Here is a 26,121-nt window from a genome sequence, read left to right on the forward strand (position 1 = left end):
CATCACGCCCCTACCTCGTGACAACCCGTCACCACACCACAAGCAGTGGACCAGAACCAAAACTCGCGAACATCTCTCGACGGAATGATCACCAACTGCCACCGGAACTCATGCACAAGTGGTGCCGCCAAACGTGAGCGAAGCCAGGCGGCAGATCAAGGTGCAGGCCAAGCCAACTTCACGTCCGCGACCAGCTCCGGGTACAGGTCGCGGGCGCCTTTGCCCCGCTTCTCGTACACGGCCCGCAGCTCCTTCTCGGCATCCTCGACGCTGGTGTAGCGGTGCGGCCACCTCTCCCTGGCTGCCCGGAGGGTATTGGCCTCCCTCGAACACGTCAGGCAGACCTTGACGCCTTCGATCGTGGTGACCACCTCCTCGTCGCGGACCAGACTGAAGACCTTGCCCTCGAAGAAGTCCGTGGCCCCCAGATGGGTTTCCAGCAGGCACGCGTCCAGGAACGCCGTGCCAGCCTTCGAGCGCGGCTCGTACACCCCGTCCCGTAAATGCCAGGGCGCGTCCTCCCGCCGCTTCAGGGCCACCCAGACGAACAGCTCGCCGTCATGCTCGTGCAGGACGTGCCAGTGCGGCTTGCGCCGGGCGTCGTGGCAGCACTTCGGGTCCATCACGCGGCCCCAGGAACGGCCCACCACCTCAGAGTCGCTGTCGGCCAGCAACGAGCGCTGCGGCAACTGGCTGTAGATCGCCTTCGGCATCCGCTTGCCATTCACCGACAGGGTCTTGATCGTGACGGACGACTCCGCGATTCCCAGTTCCACAACCGGATCAACGCCGCAGTCCCCACCAGGAGGCGGGCCGCCGGGCCGGGTCGCCCATTCGGCCCAGGCCGGTGACTCAGCGCCGTGCATCGCCGGTGCGAGGAGGCTGGTCAGCTCCGAGATCGCCTCATGCGACGACTTGAAGTGCCGGCGGACGTTCTCCGGCTTCTTGTGCCGCGACCTCGCCATCAGCATCAGCAGGGAGGCGCCCTGCTCGCCGAGGTGCGTCAGTGCGCCATGGCAGTACTCGTAAAGGTCCCAGCCCGTCCCCGGCCCACGCACGGCGGTGTGCTCATCGAGAAGGGCGCAGGCCCGACCGTAGGAGAGGCGGACCAGGCCGGTGTCCGGGCATACGTCGCGCGGGCTGAGGCTCTTCCCCGGGCCAGGGCGGCGGTGGGTGACGAACACGGGGCCGCAGGGTACGGCCGCGCACCAGCCGGGGCAGGAGCCGGGCGGTGCCGGCGCCCCCGCCCCAGTAGACGGTCTCCAGCACGAAGTCCTCGCAAGAGGTCCACATCCGGGAAGCGTCAGCGCCGGACCCGAGCGCCGACCTCCAGCCGATCAGCGGCACTCATGGCCGCCCGAGGGCGCTGTACGCCGCTGTGAGCGCCTGGAAGACCCTTGATCGCCGCTCGGAGTTGGTTGGCGCCTGAACGCCGCAAGCAGCCACACAGCGCCGGGAAGGAGCATGTGCGTGTGCCGGCGACGGTCTCGGGTGCGGCTGGACGGCACCAAGGAGCTGATCGCGCTCGCGGAGGGGCTACGGGAGTCCACCGAGTCATGGGCCGACCTGCTGCGCGACTGCCGCCGCCGCGGCATGCGCGACCCCGAACTCGTCGTCGGCGACGATGCGATGGGCCTGTGGAAGGCGCTGCGGGAGGTGTTCCCCGTAGCCCGTCACCAGCGGTGCTGGGTGCACAAGGCTCGAAATGTCACAAACGCCTTGCCGAAGTCCGCACAGCCGGGCACGACGAAGGCGATGCAGGAGATCTACAACGCCGAGGACCGCGCGCACGCCGAGAAGGCGATCGAGGCGTTCGCGAAGACCTACGGCGCGAAGTGGCCCAAGGCCGTCGCGAAGATCACCGGCGACCGGGAGGAACTGCTGGCGTTCTACGACTTCCCGGCCCAGCACTGGATCTACCCGCGAACCACGAACCCGATCGAGTCGACGTTCTCCACGGTCGAACTGCGGACCAAGGTCACCCGCGGAGCCGGCAGCCCAGCCGCGGCCCTGGCGATGGTGTTCAAGCTGGTCGAGTCAGCACAGGCCCGCTGGCGCGCAATCACCGGTGCCCCCCTCGTCGCCCTGGTCCGCTCGGGCGCCAGGTTCGAGAACGGCATCCTGGTCGAGCGCGAGGAGGCCGCCGCAGCCTGACCGAGCTCAACTGCTTCACAGGTATCGACGATTACTCCGTTGTGTCCGTGGTCTCCTTCAGTAGCAGGTCCGTCCGGCGCCGACCGCTGAAGTCGGTAGAGGGAACCCGGTTGAGCGAAAGGACGCGGAGACGTGGATGTGTATGAGGCTGTCGACAGTCGCCGGGCCGTGCGGGCGTTCAGCGATCAGCCGGTATCCACGGAGACACTCGAACGAGTGCTGACTGCGGCGACGCGGGCTCCGTCCAGTGGGAACCTCCAGCCGTGGCACGTATACGTTGTAACCGGCGAGCCCTTGGCCGAACTGAAGCGGCGCGCGACGGCCAGGGCGCTGGCAGGGGACGACCCCGGCGACGAGCGGGAGTACCCCATGTACCCGGCCGAACTGACATCGCCGTACCTGGACCGCTTCTCGGCCGCGGCCGCCCAGCGATACCAAGCCCTGGGGGTCGAGCGCGACGACCCCGACAGGCCCAGGAAGATCGCTACCTTGAACGTGGAGGCGTTCGGGGCGCCGGTCGTCCTGTTCTGCTACCTCGACCGGACGATGGGGGCCGGACAGTGGGCTGACGCGGGGATGTACCTGCAGACGGTCATGCTGCTGCTGAGGGCGGAAGGGCTGCACAGTTGCCCCCAGGTGATGTGGACCATGTACCGCAAGACCGTCAGCCAGGCGGTCGGAGCCGATGACAGGCTCGTGTTGTTCTGCGGGCTCTCGGTGGGGTTCGAGAAGGACGGCGTGCCACGCCTGCGTACCGGGCGGGCAGACCTGACCGAGATGGTGACCTTCATCGGAGTGTGACCGCTGGACGGTCGAGGTCCAAGGACTCCACCAGCAGGTCGTCACGAGGGGAACTGCCCCACTGATCCACAAGATTTGACAATTACTCCCCCCTGACCAACCGGGAGCCGAAGCTGTTCGACCGCTGGGAGTTCTTCGACCTGCATGCCCTCGCCTGCGTCGGCCCCGTTTTCGCCCCGGCCGCCCAGGCGCTGGATGCCATGTGGCCTGGCGTCATCCCCCACTTGCCGCCCGTGGTCTCCCACCCGGTCGCCGTCGACCGGCCGGCCGCGCAGGGTGAGCCGGGTGAGGCCGTCCGGCTGCGCCGGGCGATGACCCAGACGGTGATCGACGGCGGCTGGGCCCTGTCGGGACCCGTCCGCGACGCGCCGCGCACGGTGCCCCGCCATCGTTTCGCCCCGAAAGTGAACTTGAGCGCCTTCGCGACGCCGAATTCGCCCGCCAGGAGATGGAACGCCGGTTCCTCGCTCACCTCTCCAGCCCGGACGCCACGCTCCTGATCCGCGCCCTGCACTCCCTCGTCGGTGCCCCGACGGGCGCTGGCCAGGCGTCTGACCCGGCATAACAGACGGTGACGTTAGCCCACGTCACAGCGTGATGACATGTGAGCGTCGCTCAGCTCCAGGCCGGGGCGGGCGCAAAGGGCCCCCTCTCCTGGGACGTGAACGTCAACTCGACGGTTTGCCGGGCCCACCAGCATGCCGCCGCGGCGGCGAAATGGGAGGATCTCCAGAAGGAGCCGCCCGGTGGGGGCCTTCGTCGAGCCGGCCGACCACGGGCTCGCGGCTTGCAAGTGAGCGCGTCATGGTTGAACGCCTGCCTGAACTCGCCGGTGGCCTCGTCCTTCTCCACCCGGTGAGGACGAGTACGGGGTCGGCGTCCTTGCCGTGGCGGTGCGGCCGGGCCTGGCCGAGCTTGGCCTCAGTCAACGTCCAATCGACCAGCGACGGCAGCGTCTTGGCGGGCACGTCCAGGACGATGATCGGCCCACGGCCCGCCACGACGACCGGCGCGTTGAGGGCAGCTGAGGTCGGATGCAGTCCCGCCGGCGGTCGGTCAGCCGGGCGTGACAAGGCATCAGGATGAGACCCCAGAGGTGCAGCGCACCCGGCCCGGCAGCGCGGCCGGACTCAGTCGACCTTCTTGATCACCCGGGCGGGCACTCCCGCGACAACAGTGCCGGCAGGGACATCACGAGTGACCACCGCACCGGCAGCGACCACCGCACCGGCACCGATGGTCACCCCCTGCGTGATCACGGCAGCCGTCCCGATCCAGACATCGTCCTCGATGACGATCGGGGCGAAGGAGAGGTACTCGCGGCGCTCGGCCAAGGGCAGTGGATGGCCTCCGGTGATGAGGCTGACCTTCGGGGCGATCATGACGCCGTTCCCGATACGGATGCCTCCCCTGTCCATGAAGGTGCATCCCTGGTTGACGAAGACGTTCTCCCCGAACGTCGTGTTCAGCCCGTGCTCGGTGAAGAACGGCGGGTAGATCACCACCGATTCCGGCAGCGGGCCACCGAACACAACGGAAAGTAGTTCCGTGCGGCCTTCGCTGTCGCTGAACGGAAGCATGTTCAGTCGAGACGTCGCATCGGTGACCTCCTCGATCCGCTCCGCGTGACGCGCGAACTCAGGCGTTCGGACATACATGACCTGCTCTGTGCGGGTAGACATGCGCTGATCCCAACATCGCGCAGTACATTCGATCAAACAACCCGGAACCGCACTAGACACAACCGATGGTTGTGGAAGTAGGGTGATGACGTGGATGTTGAAGCGCTGCGGACGTTCGTGGCCGTCGCCGAGACCGGCCAGTTCCAGGCTGCGGCCGACGAACTGGGGATCAGCCAGCAGGCGGTCTCCAAGCGGATCGCGGCCCTGGAGAAGCACATCGAGGTCACGCTGCTGGTGCGGACCTCGCGAGGCTCCCGGCTGAGCCTGGACGGGCAGGTCTTCCTGCCGCACGCCAAGAAGGTCCTGGCGGCCATCGAGCAGGCCGAGCAATCCGTGCGCCCCGGAAGCCGTCCCTTGCGCGTCGATGTCCTCAATCGGCGCATCTCCCCGGCCCAGGCTGTCTACCGGTTCTACCGCTCCCGCCCCGAGACGGACCTGGACGCGGTCACGCTGAGCAAGGAGAACGCCGCCCAGGCCGCCCAGGCGGTGCTCGAAGGGACCATCGACGCGTCCTTCCGCGCCCTGCCGGCAGACCAGGTCCCGGCCGGGATCAGCACCGAACGACTCCTGGACGCACCCCTGGAACTCCTGGCCGGCCCCAACCACCCACTGTCCGACGCGCCCTGGGTCAGACCTGCGGACCTGGCCGGCCACCGCATCTGGATCCCCGGGATCAGACCAGGCACGGAGTGGGCGGCGTTCTACCAGGCGCTGTCCGAGGCCTTCGGCCTGAGCGTCGACGCGCTCGGCCCCCACTTCGGTGACGAGGCCCTGATGGACGCGCTGGCCGACTCGGCCTCGCTGGCCACCCTCGTCGGCAGCGGGGACCGGTACCTGTGGCCCCAGACCCACGACCTACGGCGCATCCCGCTGCACGACCCGACCCCGGTCTACCCACACGTGCTGCTGTTCCGCAGCGGAGACCGGCACCCCGTGCTGACCGCGCTACGCGACCATCTGCGCACCACAGGCCCGCGAGCCGCGCACGACGTGTGGGCACCGGACTGGGTAGACCGCTGACCAGGCGACCGAATCAACAGGGACGCACTCTTATCGAGCATCTGATCAGTGTTTACGCCGATGCGGGCGGGATGTCTGTTTCGATTCGCCAGGTTGGTGCGGATTCTCCAGTCAGCTCGCGGGACAATGTGTTAGCCATCGCCCAGTGGATCATTGTCCGGGATCTCTGCGGGAGGGCTTCGTAGTCCCGCGCCAGGCGACGGTGTTGCATCAGCCAGCCGAAGGTCCGCCCGATCACCCACCGTTTCGGCAGCGGCTCGAACCCCTTCGCCCGTGGCCGCTGCACCACCTCGACATCGATGCCCGGTCGGGCGATCCTGGTATTGCGGCGGCACGGAGTGCACCATTCATGAAGAGGGCGAACAGCAGGAACACACACGGGCACGCACGCCGGGGCGAACGCCTCCTGAGAGCGCCGCAGGACCGCTGGACGGATCAGGCGCTGCGCAGTTCGATCACCGTGATGTCCGGTGGGGCTCCGACCCGGATCGGCGGGAGCGAGGCTCCGACTCCGCGTGAGACGTAGAGCTGGGTGGTGCCGAAGGTGGCCAGGCCCGCCGTGACCGGCTGGGTCAGGGGGACGAGCAGGTTTCCGGGGAAGAAGCCTCCGCCGTGGGTGTGCCCGGAGAGCTGGAGATCCACGCCGTGCCGGGCCGCCTCGTACACCTGGACGGGCTGGTGGGCGAGGAGGATGGTCGGGTGTGAGCGATCCCGGTCGGCGAGGGCTTTGCCGTAGTCCGGGGCGTCGTGGGCTCGTTCGCCTTCGATGTCGGTGACGCCGGCGAGGTCGAGGGCTCCGCCGCGGTGGGTGATCAGGGTGCGGGTGTTGCGCAGGGTCCTGACACCGAAGCCGGTGAGGGTGTCGATCCAGGCGTCGGCGTCGTAGCGGTAGTCATGGTTGCCGGTGACGAAGAACGTGCCGTGTGTGGAGCGCAGGCGTGCCAGTGGCTCCGCATGGCCGGCGAGGTCCTCGGCGCTGCCGTCGGAGAGATCTCCCACGATCGCGACGAGGTCGGGAGAGGTGCTGTTGATCAATCGGACGTTGCGGGTGGTGTGGGCGCGGCCGAAGAAGGGGCCCAGGTGGAGGTCGCCGGCCATGGTGATGCGCATGCCGTCGAGGGACGGGTGGAGTCGGCGCAGGGTGATGGGCACGGTTTTGATGTCGGGTGGTCCCAGGCCGCGGTGGAAGCCGTAGCCGGTCGTGGCGGTGGCGGTCGCCGCGGCCAGCAGGGCGACCGAGCGGGCGAGCACGAGGCGCCGATCGGCCATCGTCGGTGCGTCGGGGGGTGCGACGGCCTCGGCGGGTTCCGCCTGGTGCGTCGCCGGGCCGGGCCGGGGCCGGTGCGTGTCCGCGGCTCGCGGTGCGGGCGCGGCGGCGGGCGCGTGGGTGGACCGGGTTGACGAACGTGCTGCCAGGCGCATCGGAACTTCGAGGACGGCGAGGACGAGAAGGAGGTAGACGGCACAGGCGACCCAGGTGAACACCGGCCGGACGAACCAGGCGATACGGGTGGGGTCGGCGTACTGGGCGGCCAGGACACCGGCGGGGACCAGCACGGTCAGCGCCACCGCGGTGAGCCGCCCGCAGCGGCGCAGCCGTGGTGAGGCCGTGGTGTTCTTGACGAGCCGCACGTAGAGGTAGCGGTGCGCGACGGCCGCGACCACGATGCTCGTGCCGGCGACGGCGGCTTCCTGCGGGAGGCCGCTCATATCGCTGTCGCGGGAGTGCGGGCCGCGGCGCGGGCGCCTGGGCGGCGGGTGGGGCGGGGGTACCTGGGCATGGGGACGCGGTTGCTCCGAGAGGGGGCGTGGGTTGGCACGAACATGGGTGCACCTGCGCAGGTGTCCGCGGGGGCGGGACGGACCCCGCCTGGGCCCGTCTCCCGTCCGGTACCCGCACCCGTTCGATGAAGTGACTCGTCGAACGGGTGCGGATTGGTCAGACCGCGGACGTACCGGCGAGTGGATTCACCAGGTGACGGGCAGCCGGGTGACGCCGTAGACGGACATCTGCTGCCGGAAGGAGACCTCCTCGAAGGGGACGGCGAGGGCCAGGGAGGGCAGGCGGCGCAGCAGCGAGGGGATGGCCACCTGCAGTTCCGTCCGGGCGAGGTTCTGCCCCAGGCACTGGTGGACCCCGAAGCCGAAGGCCAGGTGGGCGCGGGCGTTGTGGGTGATGTCGAGGGCGTTCGGCCGGTCGGGCAGGAGCGCGGTGTCGCGGTTGCCCGCCGGGAGACTGATGATGAGGCCGTCGCCGGCCCGGATCTGTTCTCCCGCGAGCGTGAAGTCGTCGACGGCGACCCGGACGACGACGTTCTCGACGACCGACAGGTAGCGCAGCAGTTCTTCGATGGCCCGGGCTATGACGGCCGGGTCCTCGGTGTCGCGCAGGAGGGCGAGTTGCTCGGGGTGGCGCAGCAGGGCGAGCGTGCCCAGGGCGATGGTGTTGGCGGTTGTCTCGTGCCCGGCGATCAGCATGAGCAGGGCCATGGAGACCAGTTGCTGCCGGGTCAGCTCGCCGGTTTCGACCCGCTCGGCGAGCAGGCGGCTGAGCAGGTCGTCACCCGGCTCGGCGGCTTTGCTCTCGACCAGCGTGTAGAGGTAGGTGCCGAACGCCTGGCTGGTGGCGCGTACTTCCTCCGCGGGCAGCGACATGTCCAGCAGCTTGTTGCTGCAGGACTGGAAGAAGGGGTGGTCGTCGTAGGGGACGCCGAGCAGTACGGCGATCACCCGGGAGGGTACGGGCAGGGCGAAGTCGGTCAGGAGATCCGCCGGCGGCCCCTTCCGGACCATCTCGTCGAGGGCTTCGTCGACGAGTCGCTGCACCTGGGGGCGCAGGGCAGCGGCCTGTTTGGCGGTGAAGTCCGCGGTGAGCATGCGGCGTTGGCGGGCGTGCTCGGGATCGTCCAGGCGGACGAAGGGGGGCTCCTGGTCCGTCCTGTCCTCGCCGGCGGGCGAGAGGCGGGGCATACCGGGGTTGCGGGCATCGGCGCTGACGCGCGGGTCGCTCAGGACGGCACGGATGTCCTCGTAGCGGGTCACCACCCAGGCGGTGGAGCCGTTCCACAGCGTGGCGCGCTGGAGCCCGTCGCGCCGCCGCCAGTCCTGGTAGTCCTGCGGCGGGTCGAACGGGCACTCGGACGGCCGCGCCTGAGGAAAGCGGGGCGGGAGACACGCGTGGTCGTGGGGGGTCATGGATCCTCCGTTCATCGTGCGGGTGTCGGTGCGGATGTCACGGCGGCCCATTCGGTGCGGCGGGCCACGGCGGCGCGCCAGGGCCGGACGTCCTTGGCGGGCATGCCGATGGCGAGCACACCGGTCAGGTGGCGGCCTCGGCGGTAGCCGATCAGGGCCCGCCCCTCGGCCAGGTCGCCGTCGAGGACCGCGCTCTCCTCGTGCCCGGGCAGGTATCCGTGAGACTGCACCTTCACCTCGTACTGGTCGGTCCAGAAGTAGGGCACGGGCGCGGCGGGCTGCGGGGTGGCGGGGGTGAGAAGGTCGCGGGCGACGGCGATGCCCTGTTCGGACGCGCTCGTACGGTGCTCCACCCGAATCGCGCGGCCGAAGAGCGGGTTGAACCAGCGGGCGACATCGCCCGCCGCGTGGATGCCGGGTGCGCAGCGGCCGTGGGCGTCGCAGAGCAGGCCGTCGTCGATGTCGAGTCCGCTGCCGCGCAGCCAGTCGGTGTTGGGCACGGAGCCGGTGGCGACCAGCACGTCGTCGGCCGGCAGGGTACGACCGTCGTCCAGCCGGACGCCGGTCACGGCACCGTCGGCGGTGTCGAAGGTCTCCGCCTTGAGGCCGGTGAGGATCCGCACGCCGCGGTCGCGGTGGATGCCGGTGATGAACCGGCCCGCCGCACGGCCGATGATCCGCGCCAGCGGCTCGGCCCCGGACTCCACGATGGTGACATCGGCGCCCCGCTGCCGTGCGGCGGCGGCCACTTCGGTGCCGAGGAATCCGCCCCCGATGATCACCAGGCGGCGGCCGTCGCCGAGGCGGTCGCGCAGCGCGAGGGCGTCCTCCCGGGTGCGCAGCACATGCACGCCCGGTCTGCCGTGCCCGCCCGGTAAGAGGCGTGGTCGTACGCCGGTGGCGATGACCAGGGCGTCGTAGGGCACTGTGCCGCCGTGGGCCAGGGTGACGGTGCGAGCCGTCCGGTCGACGGCGGTCGCGGACACTCCGAGCCTGAGGTCCAGGTTCATGGCCTTGAGGTCCGACTCCGGACGCAGCAGGAGGCGTTCGGCGTCCCACTGTCCGGTCAGGACCTGTTTGGACAACGGCGGCCGGTCGTACGGCAGATGGGGCTCATCGCCGATCATGGTGATCAGGCCGCCGAAGCCCTGCTGCCGGAGGGCGGCTGCGGTGGCCAGCCCGGCGGCCGAGGCGCCGACCACCACCACTCGCCTCATGCCCGGTCCAGGCGGATGGCCGCGCCCGGGCAGATGACGACCGCTTCCTGGATCTGCCCGGCCTTGTCGGGCGTCGGCGAGTCGTCGAGCAGGACGGCGACGCCGTCCTCGTCACGCTGATCGAACACGTCCGGGGCGACGAGTACGCACTGTCCGCTGGCCACGCACTTGTGTTCGTCGATGTGGACCTTCATGTGCAAGGTTCCTCGCTTTCGGCTGGAGGTACGGCTGCGGCGTCGGAGCCGCCCGGGAGTGGGGGCACGGGGCACCGGCACGGGGGGCGTCGGAGGGCGGCCCCAATCAGTGAGGCACCTCATGAACTACAGCATATAGTGTGGTACCTCATCAATTGGTGAGGAAGGGGTGAAGACGGTGACCACGGGTACGGTGCGCGACCGGCATGCCGGGCGGGCCGCGGTGCGCGGGATCAGTCCGGGCGGGCCAGGCCGACGTCGTAGGCGAAGATGACCGCCTGCACGCGGTCGCGGACGCCGAGCTTGGCCAGAACGCGGCTGACGTGCGACTTGACGGTGGATTCGGCCAGATGGAGTTCGGCGGCGATCTCGACGTTGGACCATCCGGTGGCCACCGCGGTGAGGACCTCCCGTTCCCGTTCGGTCAGCTCGGCGAGCCGGCGCTGTTGATCGCGCGTGAGCCGGGGGGCGGGCGGGTGCTGCCGGGAGTGCGTGCTGGTGAAGGCGTCGATCAGTCTGCGGGTCAGACTGGGTGAGATGACGCAGTCGCCGGCGGCCACGGACCGGATGCCGACGACGAGTTCCTCGGGTCGGGCGTCCTTGAGGAAGAACCCCGCCGCGCCCGCGCGCAGGGCTTCGTAGGCGTACTCGTCGAGGTCGAAGGTGGTCAGGACCAGGACCCGGGAGCGGCCACCGGAGTCGACGATGCGGCGGGTGGCCTCGATGCCGTTGAGGCCGGGCATGCGGACGTCCATCAGGACGACGTCGGGGCGGAGTTCGGCGGTCATGCGGACGGCGTCGTGTCCGTGGGCGGCTTCGCCGACGACGGTCATGTCGGGCTGGGCTTCGAGCAGCATGCGAAAGCCCAGCCGTTGCAGGGTCTGGTCGTCGACGATGAGGACGGTGGTCATGTGCTGTGCTTCTCCCTTGCGCCGGTGGAGGCGTTGAGGGTGGTGTGGACGCGCCAGCCCCCCGAGACGGTGGGGCCGGCGGTGACATGGCCCCGGTACAGGGCGGCGCGCTGACGCATGCCGACCAGGCCCTGCCCACCGGGGTGTTCGGCGGTGGCGCGGCGTGCCGGGCCGGAGTCCTCGACGGTGACGTGCACGGTGCCGCCGTCGGTGCCGACATCCACCGTGACGCGGGTGTCGACGGCCGCGTGCTTGAGGGTGTTCGTGAGGGCCTCCTGGACGATGCGGTAAGCGGTGAGCTGCACTCCCTTGCCGAGCGTGGTCAGGTCGCCGTCGGTGCGCAGCGTGGCGGCGGGGCCGGCGGCCCGCACACGGTTCAGCAGCGCGGTGAGGTCCCCCAGGGTCGGCTGCGGGGCGAGGGGGGCGTCCGCCGTGTCGGGAACACGGTCATCGACGACGGTGAGCAGGTGGCGCAGCTCCGCCAGGGCTTCGCGACCGCTGTCGGCGATGAGGTGCAGGGTGTCGGCGGAGCGTTCGGGGCGGGTCTTGGCAAGGGCTGCGGCCCCGTCGGCCAGGCCGACGATCACGGCGAGGGTGTGGCCGAGGATGTCGTGCATCTCCCGCGAGACCCGGGTGCGTTCCTGCGCGGCCACCAGACGGGCCTGCTGGTCCCGCTCGGTCTCCAGGGCCACGATGTAGGCCTTGGCCAGGCGGCCGGTCAGGGCGAGTCCCGCGCAGGCGGTGACAGCCAGCATGGCGAGGACGGTGATCATCTCGGGCCGTTTGGCGTGCCGCAGGTAGCCGCTGTCCCAGAACGTCCAGGCCCACACGATGAGTTGGGCCGCCGTGACGGTGCAGGCGGCGGCCAGCTGACGCGGGGTGCCGTAGCGGCCGACGTTGTAGAGCGCGACGATCCGTGCGGCATCGGCGCCGTTGAGGACGTGCAGGGGCAGGGCCAGCAGCGAGGCGATGGTCGTCAGGGCGAAGACCGGGCCGGGGCGGTGCTCGCGCCACAGCAGGGGCACGGTGTAGGCGAGCGTGAGGGCGATCTCGCCGGGCAGATGGGCGCGATTTGCCGGGTTCAGCAGCGAGGGCAGGCCCAACACGGCGCAGAACGCGGGCACGGCCCACCGCCGCACATGCGGGTGGTGCCGGTCAAGCATCCGCCACGCGGCCAGCCCGCTGATGATCGACACCGTGACACGCTGGTCCGGGTCGCTGGTCAGCGACTGCGGCAGCCGGGAGGTGTGCGCGGCAGTCCGGTGTGCGGACGCCGGGGTGGTCGGGTCGGTCATGACAGATGGCCTTCGCGCTCCGGGGCAGGCCGCCCGCCGGACTTCGGGGGTGTGCCTGCGGGCAGGGGTGTGAGGGTCCCGGACGGCCGGTCCGGCCGGGAGGGCAGGGCGGCGACCTCCGCTGCCGGGGTCCGGGGACCGCCCGCCGGCCCTCGGGGGAAGGGCCGACGGACGGGGTCGAGGTCCGCCTAGCCGAGCGGGGCCGGCGCGGCCGGTTCCTGGCCGACAGGGGGAAGTCCCTGGCCGGCGGGGGTGGGCACATGGCCGCCTCGGTCGCGGGCGTCGAGGACGCGCCGCAGCTTCTCGCCCTCGATATCCACCTCGGGCAGGACGCGGTCCAGCCAGGCGGGCAGCCACCAGGCCCGGTCCTGGAGCAGGGTCATGACGGCCGGGACGATGGTCATGCGGACCACGAAGGCGTCGAAGAGGACCGCGGTGGCCAGGCCCATGCCGATGGACTTGACCAGGGCGACATCGTCGAGGAGGAATCCGGCGAACACCGAGATCATGATGACGGCCGCGGCGGTGACGACGCGGGCCCCGTACCGGAAGCCGGTGACGACCGCTTCGGTGGGCGAGGCGCCATGGACGTACGCCTCGCGCATCCCGGCGACGAGGAACACCTCGTAGTCCATGGCGAGCCCGAAGACGACACCGATCAGCAGGATCGGCAGCAGGCTGACGATGGGCGCGGTCTCGTCGACCCCGAAGAGATCCTTCAGCCAGCCCCACTGGAACACGGCCACCAGCACGCCGAGGGTGGCGCCCACGCTGAGCAGGAAGCCGAGGGCGGCCTTCAGCGGGACGAGCACCGAGCGGAACACCACCAGCAGCAGGACCAGGGCCAGGCCGACGACGATGGCCAGGTAGGGCACCATCGCCTCGCCGAGCTTGGCGGAGACGTCGATGTTGACCGCGGTCGTGCCGGTCACCATCACCTGCGCGCCGCTGTCCTTCTCCACCGTGCCGCTGCGCTCGCGTATCTCGGCGACCAGGTCCGCCGTCGCCCGGCTGGTGGGTGAGCTGCCCGGCACCGCGGTGATCAGGGCGACGTCACCGGCCTGGTTGAAGACCGGGGGCCGTACGGTGGCGATGTCGCCGAGGCCGTCCAGCATGGCGGTGGTGTCCGTGGCCGCGGCCTTCGCGTCGTCGCTGCCCCGCGCGTCGACCACGACGGTCAGCGGGCCGTTGAAGCCGGGCCCGAAGCCCTTGCTGAGCGTGTCGTAGGCCACGCGCTGGGTGCTGCCGGGGGCGGCCATGCTGTCGTCGGGCAGGGTCAGGCGCAGCGACAGTGCCGGGAGGGCCAGCACACCGAGGCCGACGACGGAGGCCAGCAGCATCTTCCCCGGGTGGCGGGCGACGAAGCGGCCCCAGCGCACGCCCATCGAGGTGCGTCGGCCGCGCTGGACGGCCCGCATGCGAGGGGTGGACAGACGGCTGCCCGCCACGCGGGTGCCGGTGAAGCCCAGCAGGGCCGGCAGCAGGGTCAGGGCGACCAGGACCGCGATGATGATGGCGAAGGCCGCGGCCAGACCCATGGTGGTCAGCATCGCGATGCCGATGACGGACAGACCCACCAGCGCGATGATCACCGTCAGTCCGGCGAACACCACCGCCGAACCCGCCGTCCCCAGGGCCCGTCCCGCGGCCTCCTCCGGCTTGTGCCCCTCGCGCAGCTCACCGCGGTAGCGGGAGACGATGAACAACGCGTAGTCGACGGCCACCGCCAGACCCAGCATCAGCGCCAAGGTCCGCGCGTTGGAGGCCATGTCGACGAAGGACGAGGCGATGGTGACGCCGATCAGCGCGATCCCGACGCCGACGATCGCGGACAGCAGCGGCAGCCCGGCCGCGACCAGCGAACCGAAGGTGATCACCAGCACGAACGCGGCGACCAGCAGACCGATGAGTTCCCCGGCGTTGCTCTCCCTGTCGTTCACGACCGCGTTGCCGCCCAGGCTGACGGTCAGGCCCGCCTCGGCCCCCTGCCGCACGACCTCGTGCAGCGCGTCGGAGGCGGCGGTGGACATCTCCGCCGGCGGTACGGCGTAGGTGACCTGGGCATAGGCGATGGTGCCCGAAGCCGACACCAGACCACCGGAGAAGGGATCCACGACATTCGCCACCTGCGGCGCCCTGCGCAAGTCGTCGACCAGGGCCTCCGCCCGCGGCTTGTGCGCGGCCGCCGTCAGCCTCTCGCCGTCCGCCGCCTCGATGACCACACGGGCGGTGGCACCCGAGGCGGCGGCCTGCGGGAACTCCTTCTCCAGCAGGTCGATGGCACGCTGCGACTGGGTGCCGGGAAGGGTGAAGTCGTCCGTCGTGCTGCCGGAGACGCTGCTGACGCCGATGCCCGCGGCGACCAACAGCGCGAGCCAGGCCAGCAGCACCAGTCTGCGCCGCCGGAAGGCGAATCGGCCGAGCCGATAGAGGAGGGTGGCCACGAAAATTACTCCCACCAGGAGAAATGAGGATGTGTGAAGCGGGCCTGTCAGGCTCCGGACTCACAACGTAGAAGGCGGATGCGCCCGGCTTGAGCTACTTGAGGCGGAATTCGCGCCGCAGCCGGTACCCCGGTACCGGCCGACGTCATCCCCGAGGAGGAGCCACCGGGCGTCAGTCGGCCGCGTGCGCGGCCAGCAGCGTCACGGTCTCGTCCCACAGTTCCCTCTGTATGCGGGGGTCCCGGCCGGGCTCGGGGCACTCCAGCGGCTTGGCGTCCCGCACGGAGAAGTAACCGCCGCTGGTGTGCGCGAACGCGGGGTCGGTGGCCAGCCGGACGATGATGCCGGCGCCCTTGCGCGGGTCACCGACGTGCAGCGTGTTCAGGACGCCCTGGAGGATCCTGGAACCGGGCAGGTCCCGGCCCAGGCCGGTGGCGTTGAAGCCGGGGTCGCAGCAGTTGACGGCGGTCTTGGCAGGATCCAGGTGCCGGGCGAGTTCCTGCGTCCACATGATGGTCATCAGCTTGGTCCGCCCGTACAGGGACATCGACTCCCGGCGGGTGTAGGGGGCGACGTGGCGCAGGTCCTCGGCCGGCGCGATCGTCTTGGCCTGCCGGGACGCCTCGGAGGCGACGTTGACGATCCGCGACGGTGCCGACGCCAGGAGCCTGCTGGTCAGCGCCTGGGTCAGGACGAACGGACCCAGGTAGTTGACCGCGGTCATCTCCGCGAAGCCCTCGGCGGTGATGCGCTGGGAGAACGCGTGCAGTCCGGCGTTGTTGACCAGCACGTCCACCCGCGGGTAGTACGCGGCGATCTCCTCGCCGACCCGGTGGGCCTGCGAGACCAGGCCCAGGTCCGCGTGGAAGACGTCGACCCGCACATCACCGGCCACCGCCGTCAGCTCGGCCACGAGGGCGTCGGCCTTGGTGCGGGAGCGGGCCACCACACCGACGCGGTAGCCGCGGTCGGCCAGGTCGAGGGCGGCGACGCGACCCAGACCGGAGGTGGCTCCGGTGATCACGGCAACGGGGCGGTCCATGACTTCCCTCCATTTGTGAGGTACCTCATTACTTCTTCGCCGGAGCCTACCCGACACCATGGGCCGGCACGAAGTGATCACCGCCGGAAGGGCCGTGAACAGAGCAGGACTGCCGCGAAGGGGCGCCGGAATCCGTCCGGCAGCGGGACGACGCCAACGGGACCCGCCAGCGGTTCTCCCTGGCGGACTCGACCGGCGGCTACGTGCGCCCGATCAACCACCACAGCGCCATGGCGGTCGAGGTCGCGGGCGCCTCCACGTCCGACGGGGCGCGTCGACCAGTACACCGACTCAGGCGGAACCGGCCGCCGGCGGCAGCCGGAGGATGCGCAGATGGCCGCTCACCCACGAACCGACCGCCCCTCGAACCGGCAGGTGCCGGGCGGGAGTATCTCGGTCATGGCTACGGCGCCACGGCACCATCGGTGAGGAGTGCCTCGGCCGCTTCCCACAGCCCTGCCTGGATGGCGGGGGCGCGGCCGGGTTCCGGGCATCGCGGCAGCCCGGCGTCGCACACGGAGAAGTAGCCCCCGCCGGCGGCGACGTTGCTGATCCGCGCCGGCCGGGCGGCGTCGCGCCCCGGGGCCGTGAGCAGGCCGGTGAGGGCCTGGGTCAGCGCGAACGGGCTCAGGTAGTCGACCGCGGTCGTCTCGACGAAGCCCTCCGCGGTGACGCGCTGACTGAAGGCGTGGAGAGCGGCATTGCCGACCAGGACGTCGAGCTGCGGGTAACGGTCGATCGACCTCCGCTGCGACGCGGCGCGTCCGGGAGAGGAGTGCCAGGTCGACTGGAAGTCGACTGGAAGACATCGACCTGGACGTCGTCGGCCACGGTCTCCGGTCCGGCCGCGAGGGCTTCGGCCTCGCCGCGGGAACGGGCCACCACGCCGATGCGGTAGTCGCGGCCGGCGGGTGAAAGGGCTGCGCTACGGCCCGGTCCGGAGGTGGACCCGCTGATCAAGGCTACGGGGCGGCGCATGCGTGGGACCTCACGATTATGTTGTGGGAGGATACCCGGCACCATGAACGAGCAGGAAGTGACGACCTCCAGCGCAGGACCGGAACAGGTGGGACTGTCGTTCCTCACCCTGGCCCACAGCGTTCGAGAACGCGTCGACCGACACATGACCACAGCCACGGGACTTTCCCTGTCCCGTGCGAAGGTCCTCCAGGTACTGGCCGGCCGCGGTCCGCTGCACCAGGCCGAGCTCGCCAAAGCCCTCGAGCAGGCACCGCGCTCGGTCACCCAGATCGTGGAGGGTCTGGAGCGGCTCGACCTGGTCACGCGTACCGGCGACTCGCACGACCGGCGACGCAAGACCGTGTCCGTCACGGACAAGGGGCGGGCAGTCCTGACATCCGCCGAGCAGGCGGGAGCGGAGATGCTCCAGCAGCTCTTCGGCTCTCTCGACCGACGGCAACTGGCCGCCCTGGACCAGCTGGTCGCTCGCGTCGGTACAGCCGTCTAGGGTCTGTTGTGAAAGTGCTGGTCACAGCCACTCGTTGATGGCTGCGACCAGCACTGTCGCTGCGTAGTGGACGGCGAGTTCGTCGTACCGGGTGGCGACGGCCCGGTGGCCCTTGAGCCGGTTGATCCCGCACTCGACCGCGTGCCGCTGCTCGTAGTCGTCCTTGTCGAACGTCGGTGGCCGCCCTCCATACGATCCGCGCTTGAGGCGGTTGCGGACCCGGTCCGCCGGAACCGGGATGGTGGCCTTGATCCCGCGTCTGGGCAGGTAGGGGCGATTGGCGCGGGAGTCGTACGCCTTGTCGGCCCGCACCCGGTCCGGGCGCTTGCGTGGCCTGCCGAGACCCAAGCGGGGAACCCGGATGGCCTCCAGGACCGGCTCGAACTGCGGACAGTCGCCCCGCTGCCCGGCCGTGATCACGACGGACAGGGGCTTCTGACCCTGCTCGACCACGAGGTGGATTTTGCTGGTCAGCCCGCCGCGTGAGCGTCCGAGGCCGTGGTCGGCCGGCTGAACGAAGACCCCGCCGGGCGGCTCCTTCTTGGAGGTCCCGCTTTTCGCCGCCCCGGCGGCGTGCTGGTGGGCCCGGCAGACGGTGGAGTCGACGTTGACGTCCCAGGTGATCAGGCCCTCCGCATCGGCCTCGGCCTGGAGCTGGGTGAGGATCCTCGCCCAGGTGCCGTCCCGCTGCCAGCGGCGGAACAGGTCATGGACCCGGTCCCACGGCCCATAACGCTCGGGCACGTCCCGCCAGGGCGCACCCGTCCTGGTCCGCCACCGTACGCCGTCTATCAACTGCCGCCGCGTCCACACCTGCGGACGACCCGGCTTGATGCCCGTCGGCAGCAACGGCTCAAGCCGGGCCCACTGGCCGTTCCTCAGATCACCACGTCCCACGAGACTTGATCATCAACACACAAGATCCACTTTCGCGACAGACCCTAGGCGGGCCGGTGACTGGACACCGTATGCACCCCCGCCGTCAGGCAACAGCATCCATCACCCCGTAGACGTTCACGACCGCTTATCCGGGCCCGCGATGCGCACCCCGCCACCGAGCGCGCAGCCGGCGCAGCACGTCGACGTCTGCTCCAATCGGTTGCCATCGGGAGGTGCTGTCTGCAAGCTGAAGTGAGCCGCTTGTGGGGGTGGTTGATGTGAAGCGACTCGCGATGTCCTCGCGGGAGTTGTACTCGCCTCTGGCCAACAAGATGCTGCAACACGCGGGGAAGGGGCAGCGCAGCGAGGGCTACGTACAGGTCGAGGAGTTCCGGCCCGGGCATCTCTTGAGCGACGACGACACCCTCCCCTCGGTGTTCCTCTTGTTCAGCCCGTATGAGACGAGGCCCTGGGGCAAGCACGTCGCCTGCACGGAAGAGGAGTTCCGGCGTTGGCGGGATGCTGCCCACGCCTACGCAGAATCCGTGGACCGCATCAGTGCCGAGGTGGCGGCCGTCCGGCAGCGGGTGGCCCGCGCCCGGCGGTGGAAGTTCCGCGAGTGGCGCCGCGCCGAGGAAGCCTGGGAGCAGGCGCGGCGGCGGTACTCCGAGGCCGTCCAGGCGGCCGATGTGGCGTATGCCCCGGTCCGCCTGGAGATCCGCGCGGGCATCAACGCCGAGGAGGAGCGGCAGCGCGCGGAGGCAGTGCGCGAGCAGGAGGCACAGCGCCACAGGGCGGAGCTGGCCGCACGACCGCTGTGGGGCTGGGCGGCCTTCCCGGATCGCGGCGGTGCCCGTGTCGTGTACGTCTTCCGCCACGATGTCGCGTCCACCGGCGTGCCGGAGGCAGCCCTCACCGCCGACGCGGCACGGGTGCACCTGTGGGATCTGCGCCGGGCTCTGACCGAGCAGTTAGCCCGGGGCAGTTGCCGAGTGGTCTGGGACGACGCCGCACTCGCCGAGACGCAAAGCGAGTTCGACGGGGTCACGCTGGGACGCTGGTGGTACGACACGTTCGGCGAGGACTTCCGCACATGTCGGAAACCCGAGCCGAGGAGTAACGCGTACGGTGGCGGGACGGGAGCCGGTGGCACGGGCGGCTTCGTCGGTGGAACTTTCTGACGAGCGTCGTCGTGGTGGCGGTCCCGCCGGCCGCAGTCAGGCCGGTCCGGCCGACTGCACCTGCCTCGGCTTTGAGCGCATGCTAGATACCGCCAGGGCAGCGTCTGTCATCAAGCGCCTAAGGTCGAGCCGGTGAATGCGGCGGGTGCCGTCTTCCAGGCCGTGTTCGGCACCATCTCTGAGCAGGGTGCCCGAGTGCCAACGCTTCCCGGATTCACAGCTGACCAGCCTGCATCGCCATCATCAGCGAAGCGCGAGCTGCCGTTGTGGGAGGACCACGATCCGTTGGTTCGGCGTACGCCGCCCGTCATTCTGAGCAACCGCTGCACGTCATCGCCACTGTTGATCCTGGTCATGCCTCGTCGCCCTTCTTGGTCTTCCGCCGGTGATCTCGCGGCCGTCGCACCGTCGTCTCCGGCGGATTCCAGTCCTTCACGGCCTCGCGGTGTGCGAAGCCGCTGCCGATGAACGCCAGGTACGGCGTGCACCGGTAGAACGTCGTACGGCCGAGGCCACCCGCCTCAACAAGCAGTGGTGGCCGCGCTGTTCACCAGGATGTCCACGTCACCGAACCGCTCCCGCACCTCCCGGGCCATCTCCGCCACCGAAGTGTCGTCCCCGGTGTCGGCCGGGACCGCGATGACCTCGGCGCCGGTCTCCTCGCGCAGCAGGGCGGACTGTTCCTCGGCACGGCCTGCGGACCGGGCGACGAGGGCACCGAGGCGCCTTCCGCGGCCAGGGCCCGGGCGACCGCGAGACCGATGCCCCGGCTTGCACCGGTGACCACCGCGCGCCGGCCCGTGAGATGCAGATCCATGACTTCTCCTGTTTTCTCGCCAACGTATATGTTCGTTCCTCTGCCGCGCAGCATTTGTATGTGCTCGGTACAGCAATGTGTGTGGGGGCCGATCGGGTATGACCCCGCCGTGTTCGCCAGCCGCGGCCGGCGAACGGAGCGGGAGTGTTCCAACGGGCGTCTCAGTTGGTGAACACCTGGACGTGGGCGGCCTTGAAGGTGTTGCCGGTGGCACCGCTGACGGTCACCGGCCCCGCGGTCCACAGACCGAAGTGGTCGTCGGCGATGGTGTTCCCCGTCGCCGTGACGGCGAGCGACCCGGCGGCGCGCACGACGACACCGGCGGTCTGCCCGACGGAGGGCGTGCCCTGGTCTCCCTTGACGTTGTTGGTGGCGATCTGGTTGCCGTAAACGGTGTTGCCGTTCGGATCCTGCCCGTCCGTGTCCGCGTGCACGACAACGCCGCGTTTCGGGCGAAGAGGGCGCCGTCGCCGATGACGAGCACGTCCTTCCAGTACGCCGGGGAGTTGTGTGAGAGGTCGTCGGGGACGCCGGTGCACTCGCCAACCCGGTGCCCCCACACCACCCGGCTGGAGGCCGCCCGCACCTTGAACAGGTTGCTGCCCCGGTCCGGCACGCACACGTATCCGCCGACAACGGTGGACGTCGCCGAGGCGTCACAGGCGCGGTCCGTGTGTTCAAGCAACGGCGGATCCGACGGCCGGCCCGGAGCCGGGGCACCAGCTGATACTGCCCCATTATTCACATATCTCTCACGTGTCGTCGCCGACATCTTGACGCGCACCTCGACCAAGTGCACCCTTGCGTGAAGGAATTGACAGAGCGAGTCGCTGCACGCATGCACAGCGGAAACCGGACATATCCTTCGGACGACACGGTGCGCACTTCAGAGGGCTGACGAGGCAAAGCGTCCCCACATGGCCGCCGCCTTCGCGCACTAGTGTGCGCACCCATTTCCCTTCTCCTTCACCTCTTCCTTCCCCTCCACCTTCACTTTCCCCGTGCCCGTCGCACGCCCCTCCCCCCTGCGGGAAACGTTGTCAGCGACGGGCCGTTCCGCGAACGACCCTCTTCTCGTAGCTGTTTCTTCAGTGATTCTTCGCGCATGCGCGACCGAGAAATCCGGGGTGGGCCATGAAAACGTCTGCTGTGCTGATCAGCGGTCTGGGGTCCTTCTTACCCGACCGCGTTCCCATCGGATGGGCGGTCGAACAGGAACTGATCGACCGGACCGCCGCGGCGGAATACGGCATCACGAGCGTCACCGTCGCGGGCGAGATCCCTGCCCCCGAGATGGCGGTGCGGGCGTGCCGCCAGGCGCTCGACCGGGCCGGGCGGGACCCGGCGTCGCTGAGCCTGCTGCTCTACGCCAGCGTCTGGTACCAGGGGCCTCACGGCTGGTGCCCGCAGTACTACGTGCAGCGGCACCTGGGCGCCGGGCAGGCCACCGCGGCCGAGGTCAGACAGGGCTGCATGGGCATGTTCTCCGCGCTGGAACTGGCGGCGGGCCACCTCCTGGCGTCGCCCGAGCACGAGGCCGCGCTGCTCACCTCCGGCGACAACTTCACCTCCGACCTGCTGGAACGCTGGCGGTTCAGTCCGCATTTCGTGATGGGGGACGCCGGCTCCGCCGTCGTCCTCAGCCGACGGGAGGGTTTCGCCCGGCTCAAGTCCGTCAACGCGGTCACGCTGCCCGAGTACGAGGCCATGCACCGCGGGCCCGAGCCACTGTTCCCGCCGGGGGCCGGCCGGCCCGGCCGGCTCGACTTCGGCGCGTCCAAGGACCGCTGGCTGGACGGCCCGGACCGGGACCCGGCCGGCCCGCTGAAACTCGTGGCCGCACAGGACGAACTCGTCGGCCGTACACTCGACGAAGCCGGAATCACGCTGGACGACGTCTCCCGCGTCGCCTATGCCAACGGGTCACGGGAACGCGTCGAAGGGCGCGCGATGATACCGCTGGGGCTGCCGATGTCCCTTTCCACCTGGGAACAGGGGCGCACCGTCGGCCATATCGGCGCCAGCGACCAGTTGGTGGCACTCGAACAGCTCCTGCTCACCGGCGAACTGGGAGCCGGGGACCATTTCCTGATGCTCGGCGTCGGCCCCGGACTGAACATCGCCTGCGCCGTGATCGAGATCATCGAGACCCCGCACTGGTCCTCCGCCCTTCCGGCGACCACTTCATGAGGGGCGTTGCATGGATTTCGGCCTGAGCGCTGAACAACGGGAGCGCCGCGCGCGCACCCGGACCGCCGCCCCGGAGATCTCCGGGGCTTTCACCGCCGAATCCGGCAATGCGGTGCGGAAGAAACTGGCCGGGCTCCACTTATTGGGCGCGGCCGTCCCGGAGGAGTACGGCGGCGCGGGCCTGGGCGCCCTCGACACGGCCCTGCTGTACGAGGCGGCGAGCGACGGCGGCGCGGACACCGGGCTGCTCTTCGCCGCCGCCGCCCACCTCTTCGCCTGTGTCCGGCCGGTGCTGGAGTTCGCGCCTCCCCGTATCCGGAAGGCGCTGCTCCCCGCCCTGTGCTCGGGGGAACTGCTGGCCGGCAACGCCATGACGGAGCCGGACGCCGGATCGGACGTCTCCCGGCTGGCGACCACGGCCACCAGGGTCGACGGCGGGTACCTTCTCGACGGGGTCAAGAGCTTCGTCAGCAACGGCCCGGTCGCCGATCTCTACGTCACCTACGCGGCGACCGATCCGCACGGCGGCTACTTCGGGGCCACCGCGTTCGCCGTGGACCGCGACTCCCCCGGGCTCACGGCCGGACCGCCGATGGCGAAGTCCGCGCTGACCGCCTGCCAGGCCGGCGAGGTGCGCTTCACCCGCTGCTTCGTGCCCGACGACCGGGTGCTGGGCAGCCCCGGCCAGGGGCAGCTGGTGTTCCAGACGTCCATGCGGTGGGAGCGGTCTTGCCTGTTCGCGATCTACCTGGGCCAGCAGGAACGCCTCATCCGGCGGTGCGTCCGGCACGTCCGGGAACGCCGGCAGTTCGGGAAGCGGCTCGCCGACCTCCAGCCGGTCGCCGACCGGCTGGCGGACATGCGGCTGCGGCTGGAGAGCGGACGGCTCCTGCTCTACCGGGCGTGCGCCGGGATCGACGGCGGCGAGGACCCCGCCCTGTGGGCCGCCCTGGCGAAACTCGCCGTGTCCGAGGCCGCAGTCGCCACCGCCCTCGACGCCGGCCGGATCTTCGGGGGCCGCGCCGTCCAGACGGAGCACGGGATCGAGGAACACCTGCGCGACGCCGTGCCCGCCACCACGTTCTCCGGCACCTCCGACATCCAGCGCCGCCTGATCGCCCAGGAGATGGGACTATGAGCCTCTACAGCCTGGTGACCGACGCGGCCGCCTGGACACCGGACGGGCTCGCGGTCGGTGACGTGTCCACCAATCTCACCTACGGCGAACTGGACGCGCGCGCCGACCGCTACCTGGCCGGGCTGCGCGGCCGCGGCGTCCGGCCGGGCGACCGGGTCCTGGTGTGGACCGGCAAGACGTGCGAGGCGGTGGCCGTCGCCCAGGCGGTGCTACGGTGCGGCGCGATCCACGTGCCCGTGCCGCGCGGCAATCCCGCCCGGCGGGTCGCCCGGATCGCCGCGGACGCACGTCCGGCCCTGATCGTCACCGACCACGGCGAACACGTCGCCGGCGCCGCCCACGTCTCCTTGGCGGACCTGTCACGGGAGGTGGCGGGCGGCCCGGGCGCCGCCCCCCATCCGGTCCGGGCCGCCGACCCGGCGTACATCCTCTACACCTCCGGCTCGACGGGGACGCCGAAGGGCGTCTGCCTGAGCCACGGCAACGCCCTCGCCTTCGTCGACTGGGCCTGCCGGGAACTGGACCTCACGGCCGCCGACCGGCTGGCGAACCACGCCGCGTTCAGCTTCGACCTGTCGGTCTTCGACCTCTACGCCGCCTTCCGGGCCGGCGCGTCGGTGCACCTCATCGGCGAGACCCTCGCCCAGGCCGCGCAACCGCTGGTCGAGTTCCTGCTGGAACGCCGGATCACGGTCTGGTACTCGGTGCCGTCCGTCCTCGTGCTCATGGCCGAGTACGGCGAACTGCTGGAGCGCGGGCCGGGGGCGCTGCGCGCGTGCGTCTTCGCCGGCGAGCGGTTCCCGCTGAAGCCGCTGAAGGACCTGCGCCGCGCCTGGCCCGGCGTCCGCATGCTCAACTGGTACGGCCCGACGGAGACCAATGTGTGCACCTCGTACGAGGTGACCGCCACCGACCTCGCGCGCACCGCGGCCATCCCGATCGGAGCGCCCGCCGCCGGGAACACGGTGTCGCTGGACGACGGTGAGATCGTGGTCAGCGGCCCGACCGTGATGCTCGGCTACTGGGGCGGGCAGCCGCAGGCCGGACCGTACCGCACCGGCGACCTCGGCCGGTACGACGCCGACGGGCTGCTGGAGTACCGGGGCCGGACCGACGACATGGCGAAGGTCCGAGGCCACCGGGTCGAGCCGGCCGAGGTGGCCGCCGCGCTCACCGCACACGAGGCGGTACGCGACGCCGTGGTCCTGGTCCTGGGCGACGGCCTGGACGCGCGGCTGCACGCCTTCGTCGTCCCCGTGACCGGCCGGGCGCCGGACCTCGTGGAGCTGCGCCGACACTGCGCGCGCCTGCTGCCGCCGTACATGGCCGTCGACGCGGTACACACGGTCAGCGGCTTCCCCCGTACCCCGAACGGGAAGGTCGACCGCACCGCGCTCGGCGGCCTGGTGACCGCGTCCACACGGGCGGACGACGGCCGCCGGGTCCGGGGAGCGGGCGTATGACGGGCCCGGCCTGGGACGCCTTCTGGTCGACGCTGCCCGCCGAGCCCGGCGCCGCCCTCTGGGACTCGTCGCCGCGGTTGACCGCCGCACGCCACCTGCCGCTGTTCCGGGACCACGCCGACCCGTCGCTGCCCCTGGTCGACCTCGGCTGCGGCAGCGGACGGCAGACGCAGTGGCTGGCCGGGCACTTCCGGCGGGTCGTCGGACTGGACATCGCGGGGGCCGCGGTGGAACTGGCCGCCGCGTCGCACCCGGCGCCCAACGTCGACTACCGCCGCGCCGACCTGCTCGACCAGGACACCGTGACGGCCCTGCGCGAGGAGTTCGGCGACGTCAACGTCTACATGCGCGGCGTACTGCACCAGCTCGCCCCGGACGAGCGCACCAGAATGCTGGCGACCATCAGGCTGCTGCTCGGCGGCACCGGGGTGCTGTTCGCGCAGGAGCTGACCGAGCGCACCGGCTGGTACGTCGCCGAACTGCTCGCCGGCGGCGCCCGGCTGCCGAAAACGGCCGGGCTGGCGGCCCACTTCGACTTCGGCGCCCGCATCGCCCCCGCCCACGACGGGCGCCTGCGGCTGCTGTTCGAAGCCAGCGGATTCGACGTCGTCGCCGACGGCGACATCGCCCTGCACACCACGGAACACACCGCCGGCGGGCAACCGCTGGAACTGCCCACGAGATACCTCGTGGCACGTGCGCCGGCGCGGCCCCGACACCCGGAGGAAACCCATGACGGACCTTGATCGCGTGACGCTGCTCGACGGACTGCTCCGCTACGTGCGGGAGGAACTGGCGACGGGCGTGCCGGACGGCCGGCTCACCGCCGACAGCCCGCTGCTGGAGCTGGGGGTGCTGGACTCGGTGCGCACCGCGCGGCTGCTGGCGCACATCCGCACCGCGTACGGCGTGCGCGTCCCGCCCGCGCACATGACCGGTGAGCACTTCCGCACCCTGGAGACGATCACCGAACTGGTGCTGCTGCTCCGCTCCCAGACCGCCTCCCTCTGACGGACCGCCTCCCCCTGAC

22 protein-coding genes and 4 pseudogenes are annotated in these 26,121 nt (G+C 70.5%); 10 read left to right on the forward strand and 16 right to left on the reverse strand.

Going from position 1 to position 26,121, the window contains the following annotated elements:
- Nucleotides 1-155: 155 nt before the first annotated feature.
- Both IE273_RS45350 and IE273_RS37290 read right to left on the reverse strand, forming a co-directional pair.
- A complete protein-coding gene (locus tag IE273_RS45350; protein WP_373309457.1) occupies nt 156-776 on the reverse strand; it encodes a hypothetical protein in 621 nt (206 codons plus the stop codon).
- A 76-nt stretch (nt 777-852) separates the two neighbouring features.
- Nucleotides 853-1,281 (reverse strand): annotated as a pseudogene (locus IE273_RS37290) (site-specific integrase); the annotation flags it as partial.
- A 210-nt stretch (nt 1,282-1,491) separates the two neighbouring features.
- Here IE273_RS37290 and IE273_RS37295 point away from each other — a divergent pair.
- Nucleotides 1,492-2,154, forward strand: a pseudogene (locus IE273_RS37295) (IS256 family transposase); the annotation flags it as partial.
- A 132-nt stretch (nt 2,155-2,286) separates the two neighbouring features.
- Complete coding sequence (locus IE273_RS37300) at nt 2,287-2,955, forward strand: nitroreductase (protein WP_189819564.1); 669 nt, start codon at nt 2,287-2,289, stop codon at nt 2,953-2,955.
- Nucleotides 2,956-3,809: 854 nt separating this feature from the next.
- On the opposite strand, the pseudogene IE273_RS45545 reads toward IE273_RS37300, so the two are convergent.
- Nucleotides 3,810-3,935: pseudogene (locus IE273_RS45545) on the reverse strand (DUF8841 domain-containing protein); the annotation flags it as partial.
- A gap of 150 nt (nt 3,936-4,085) precedes the next feature.
- Nucleotides 4,086-4,613: a DapH/DapD/GlmU-related protein gene (locus tag IE273_RS37305; protein ID WP_189819605.1), complete on the reverse strand. Its 528-nt coding sequence runs from the start codon at nt 4,611-4,613 to the stop codon at nt 4,086-4,088.
- A 114-nt stretch (nt 4,614-4,727) separates the two neighbouring features.
- Between IE273_RS37305 and IE273_RS37310 the strand changes: the two genes are divergently transcribed.
- On the forward strand, nt 4,728-5,657 hold the full coding sequence (locus IE273_RS37310) for a LysR family transcriptional regulator (protein ID WP_189819565.1): 930 nt from the start codon (nt 4,728-4,730) through the stop codon (nt 5,655-5,657).
- Nucleotides 5,658-5,709: 52 nt separating this feature from the next.
- On the opposite strand, the pseudogene IE273_RS37315 reads toward IE273_RS37310, so the two are convergent.
- The 9 genes and pseudogenes from IE273_RS37315 to IE273_RS37355 form a co-directional block, all read right to left on the reverse strand.
- A pseudogene (locus IE273_RS37315) lies at nt 5,710-5,970 on the reverse strand (transposase); the annotation flags it as partial.
- A 122-nt stretch (nt 5,971-6,092) separates the two neighbouring features.
- Nucleotides 6,093-7,367 carry a metallophosphoesterase gene (locus IE273_RS37320; RefSeq protein WP_189819566.1) on the reverse strand — a complete coding sequence of 425 codons (1,275 nt, stop codon included), beginning with the start codon at nt 7,365-7,367 and terminating at the stop codon, nt 6,093-6,095.
- Nucleotides 7,368-7,625: 258 nt separating this feature from the next.
- A complete protein-coding gene (locus IE273_RS37325) occupies nt 7,626-8,852 on the reverse strand; it encodes a cytochrome P450 (RefSeq protein WP_189819567.1) in 1,227 nt (408 codons plus the stop codon).
- 11 nt (nt 8,853-8,863) lie between these two features.
- A complete protein-coding gene (locus IE273_RS37330; RefSeq protein WP_189819568.1) occupies nt 8,864-10,069 on the reverse strand; it encodes an NAD(P)/FAD-dependent oxidoreductase in 1,206 nt (401 codons plus the stop codon).
- Nucleotides 10,066-10,263 (reverse strand): ferredoxin, encoded by a 198-nt coding sequence (locus IE273_RS37335; RefSeq protein WP_058084378.1) that lies wholly within the window; start codon nt 10,261-10,263, stop codon nt 10,066-10,068. Before IE273_RS37335 ends, IE273_RS37330 begins: the two co-directional genes overlap by 4 nt.
- Nucleotides 10,264-10,496: 233 nt before the next feature.
- Nucleotides 10,497-11,174, reverse strand: a complete 678-nt coding sequence (locus IE273_RS37340; RefSeq protein ID WP_189819569.1) for a response regulator — start codon at nt 11,172-11,174, stop codon at nt 10,497-10,499.
- A complete protein-coding gene (locus tag IE273_RS37345; RefSeq protein WP_189819570.1) occupies nt 11,171-12,469 on the reverse strand; it encodes a sensor histidine kinase in 1,299 nt (432 codons plus the stop codon). The genes IE273_RS37340 and IE273_RS37345 overlap by 4 nt, the downstream gene beginning before the upstream one ends.
- Nucleotides 12,470-12,657: 188 nt before the next feature.
- Nucleotides 12,658-14,913, reverse strand: a complete 2,256-nt coding sequence (locus IE273_RS37350) for an MMPL family transporter (RefSeq protein WP_189819571.1) — start codon at nt 14,911-14,913, stop codon at nt 12,658-12,660.
- A gap of 172 nt (nt 14,914-15,085) precedes the next feature.
- Nucleotides 15,086-15,955, reverse strand: a complete 870-nt coding sequence (locus IE273_RS37355; RefSeq protein WP_229887923.1) for an SDR family NAD(P)-dependent oxidoreductase — start codon at nt 15,953-15,955, stop codon at nt 15,086-15,088.
- A 1,021-nt stretch (nt 15,956-16,976) separates the two neighbouring features.
- Between IE273_RS37355 and IE273_RS37360 the strand changes: the two genes are divergently transcribed.
- Nucleotides 16,977-17,423 (forward strand): MarR family winged helix-turn-helix transcriptional regulator, encoded by a 447-nt coding sequence (locus tag IE273_RS37360; protein ID WP_229887925.1) that lies wholly within the window; start codon nt 16,977-16,979, stop codon nt 17,421-17,423.
- Nucleotides 17,424-17,444: 21 nt separating this feature from the next.
- Here IE273_RS37360 and IE273_RS37365 read toward each other — a convergent pair whose 3' ends face one another.
- On the reverse strand, nt 17,445-18,320 hold the full coding sequence (locus tag IE273_RS37365; RefSeq protein WP_189819572.1) for an IS5 family transposase: 876 nt from the start codon (nt 18,318-18,320) through the stop codon (nt 17,445-17,447).
- A 260-nt stretch (nt 18,321-18,580) separates the two neighbouring features.
- On the opposite strand from IE273_RS37365, the gene IE273_RS37370 reads away from it, so the two are divergent.
- Complete coding sequence (locus IE273_RS37370; RefSeq protein WP_189819573.1) at nt 18,581-19,483, forward strand: hypothetical protein; 903 nt, start codon at nt 18,581-18,583, stop codon at nt 19,481-19,483.
- A 521-nt stretch (nt 19,484-20,004) separates the two neighbouring features.
- Here the strand turns inward: IE273_RS37370 and IE273_RS45355 are convergent.
- A complete protein-coding gene (locus IE273_RS45355; protein WP_373309458.1) occupies nt 20,005-20,514 on the reverse strand; it encodes an SDR family NAD(P)-dependent oxidoreductase in 510 nt (169 codons plus the stop codon).
- The gene (locus IE273_RS37380) at nt 20,462-20,734 is read right to left on the reverse strand and encodes a hypothetical protein (RefSeq protein ID WP_189819574.1); all 273 of its coding nucleotides are present in this window, start codon (nt 20,732-20,734) and stop codon (nt 20,462-20,464) included. Before IE273_RS37380 ends, IE273_RS45355 begins: the two co-directional genes overlap by 53 nt.
- Before the next feature lie 700 nt (nt 20,735-21,434).
- On the opposite strand from IE273_RS37380, the gene IE273_RS37385 reads away from it, so the two are divergent.
- The 5 genes from IE273_RS37385 to IE273_RS37405 are packed head-to-tail and all read left to right on the forward strand — an operon-like array spanning nt 21,435 to nt 26,102.
- Entirely contained in the window at nt 21,435-22,490 is a 1,056-nt protein-coding gene (locus tag IE273_RS37385; protein WP_189819575.1) for a ketoacyl-ACP synthase III family protein, read from the forward strand.
- Between the two features lie 10 nt (nt 22,491-22,500).
- Nucleotides 22,501-23,628, forward strand: coding sequence for an acyl-CoA dehydrogenase family protein (locus IE273_RS37390; protein WP_189819576.1), 1,128 nt, complete (start codon nt 22,501-22,503; stop codon nt 23,626-23,628).
- Complete coding sequence (locus IE273_RS37395; RefSeq protein WP_189819577.1) at nt 23,625-25,091, forward strand: AMP-binding protein; 1,467 nt, start codon at nt 23,625-23,627, stop codon at nt 25,089-25,091. The genes IE273_RS37390 and IE273_RS37395 overlap by 4 nt, the downstream gene beginning before the upstream one ends.
- On the forward strand, nt 25,088-25,837 hold the full coding sequence (locus IE273_RS37400) for a class I SAM-dependent methyltransferase (protein WP_189819578.1): 750 nt from the start codon (nt 25,088-25,090) through the stop codon (nt 25,835-25,837). The genes IE273_RS37395 and IE273_RS37400 overlap by 4 nt, the downstream gene beginning before the upstream one ends.
- Nucleotides 25,824-26,102 (forward strand): acyl carrier protein, encoded by a 279-nt coding sequence (locus tag IE273_RS37405; protein WP_189819579.1) that lies wholly within the window; start codon nt 25,824-25,826, stop codon nt 26,100-26,102. The genes IE273_RS37400 and IE273_RS37405 overlap by 14 nt, the downstream gene beginning before the upstream one ends.
- The last annotated feature ends 19 nt before the right edge of the window (nt 26,103-26,121 follow it).

The organism is Streptomyces olivaceoviridis (assembly GCF_014650115.1).
Lineage (GTDB): Bacteria > Actinomycetota > Actinomycetes > Streptomycetales > Streptomycetaceae > Streptomyces > Streptomyces olivaceoviridis.

What these genes read in the sequence shown, in the direction of transcription:
- IE273_RS37305 (WP_189819605.1), bottom strand. Translation starts at nt 4,613, where the DNA reads ATGTATGTCCGAACGCCTGAGTTCGCGCGTCACGCGGAGCGGATCGAG.
- IE273_RS37320 (WP_189819566.1), bottom strand. Translation starts at nt 7,367, where the DNA reads ATGAGCGGCCTCCCGCAGGAAGCCGCCGTCGCCGGCACGAGCATCGTG.
- IE273_RS37325 (WP_189819567.1), bottom strand. Translation starts at nt 8,852, where the DNA reads ATGACCCCCCACGACCACGCGTGTCTCCCGCCCCGCTTTCCTCAGGCG.
- IE273_RS37330 (WP_189819568.1), bottom strand. Translation starts at nt 10,069, where the DNA reads ATGAGGCGAGTGGTGGTGGTCGGCGCCTCGGCCGCCGGGCTGGCCACC.
- IE273_RS37335 (WP_058084378.1), bottom strand. Translation starts at nt 10,263, where the DNA reads ATGAAGGTCCACATCGACGAACACAAGTGCGTGGCCAGCGGACAGTGC.
- IE273_RS37340 (WP_189819569.1), bottom strand. Translation starts at nt 11,174, where the DNA reads ATGACCACCGTCCTCATCGTCGACGACCAGACCCTGCAACGGCTGGGC.
- IE273_RS37345 (WP_189819570.1), bottom strand. Translation starts at nt 12,469, where the DNA reads ATGACCGACCCGACCACCCCGGCGTCCGCACACCGGACTGCCGCGCAC.
- IE273_RS37355 (WP_229887923.1), bottom strand. Translation starts at nt 15,955, where the DNA reads ATGGACCGCCCCGTTGCCGTGATCACCGGAGCCACCTCCGGTCTGGGT.
- IE273_RS37360 (WP_229887925.1), top strand. Translation starts at nt 16,977, where the DNA reads ATGAACGAGCAGGAAGTGACGACCTCCAGCGCAGGACCGGAACAGGTG.
- IE273_RS37385 (WP_189819575.1), top strand. Translation starts at nt 21,435, where the DNA reads ATGAAAACGTCTGCTGTGCTGATCAGCGGTCTGGGGTCCTTCTTACCC.
- IE273_RS37390 (WP_189819576.1), top strand. Translation starts at nt 22,501, where the DNA reads ATGGATTTCGGCCTGAGCGCTGAACAACGGGAGCGCCGCGCGCGCACC.
- IE273_RS37395 (WP_189819577.1), top strand. Translation starts at nt 23,625, where the DNA reads ATGAGCCTCTACAGCCTGGTGACCGACGCGGCCGCCTGGACACCGGAC.
- IE273_RS37400 (WP_189819578.1), top strand. Translation starts at nt 25,088, where the DNA reads ATGACGGGCCCGGCCTGGGACGCCTTCTGGTCGACGCTGCCCGCCGAG.
- IE273_RS37405 (WP_189819579.1), top strand. Translation starts at nt 25,824, where the DNA reads ATGACGGACCTTGATCGCGTGACGCTGCTCGACGGACTGCTCCGCTAC.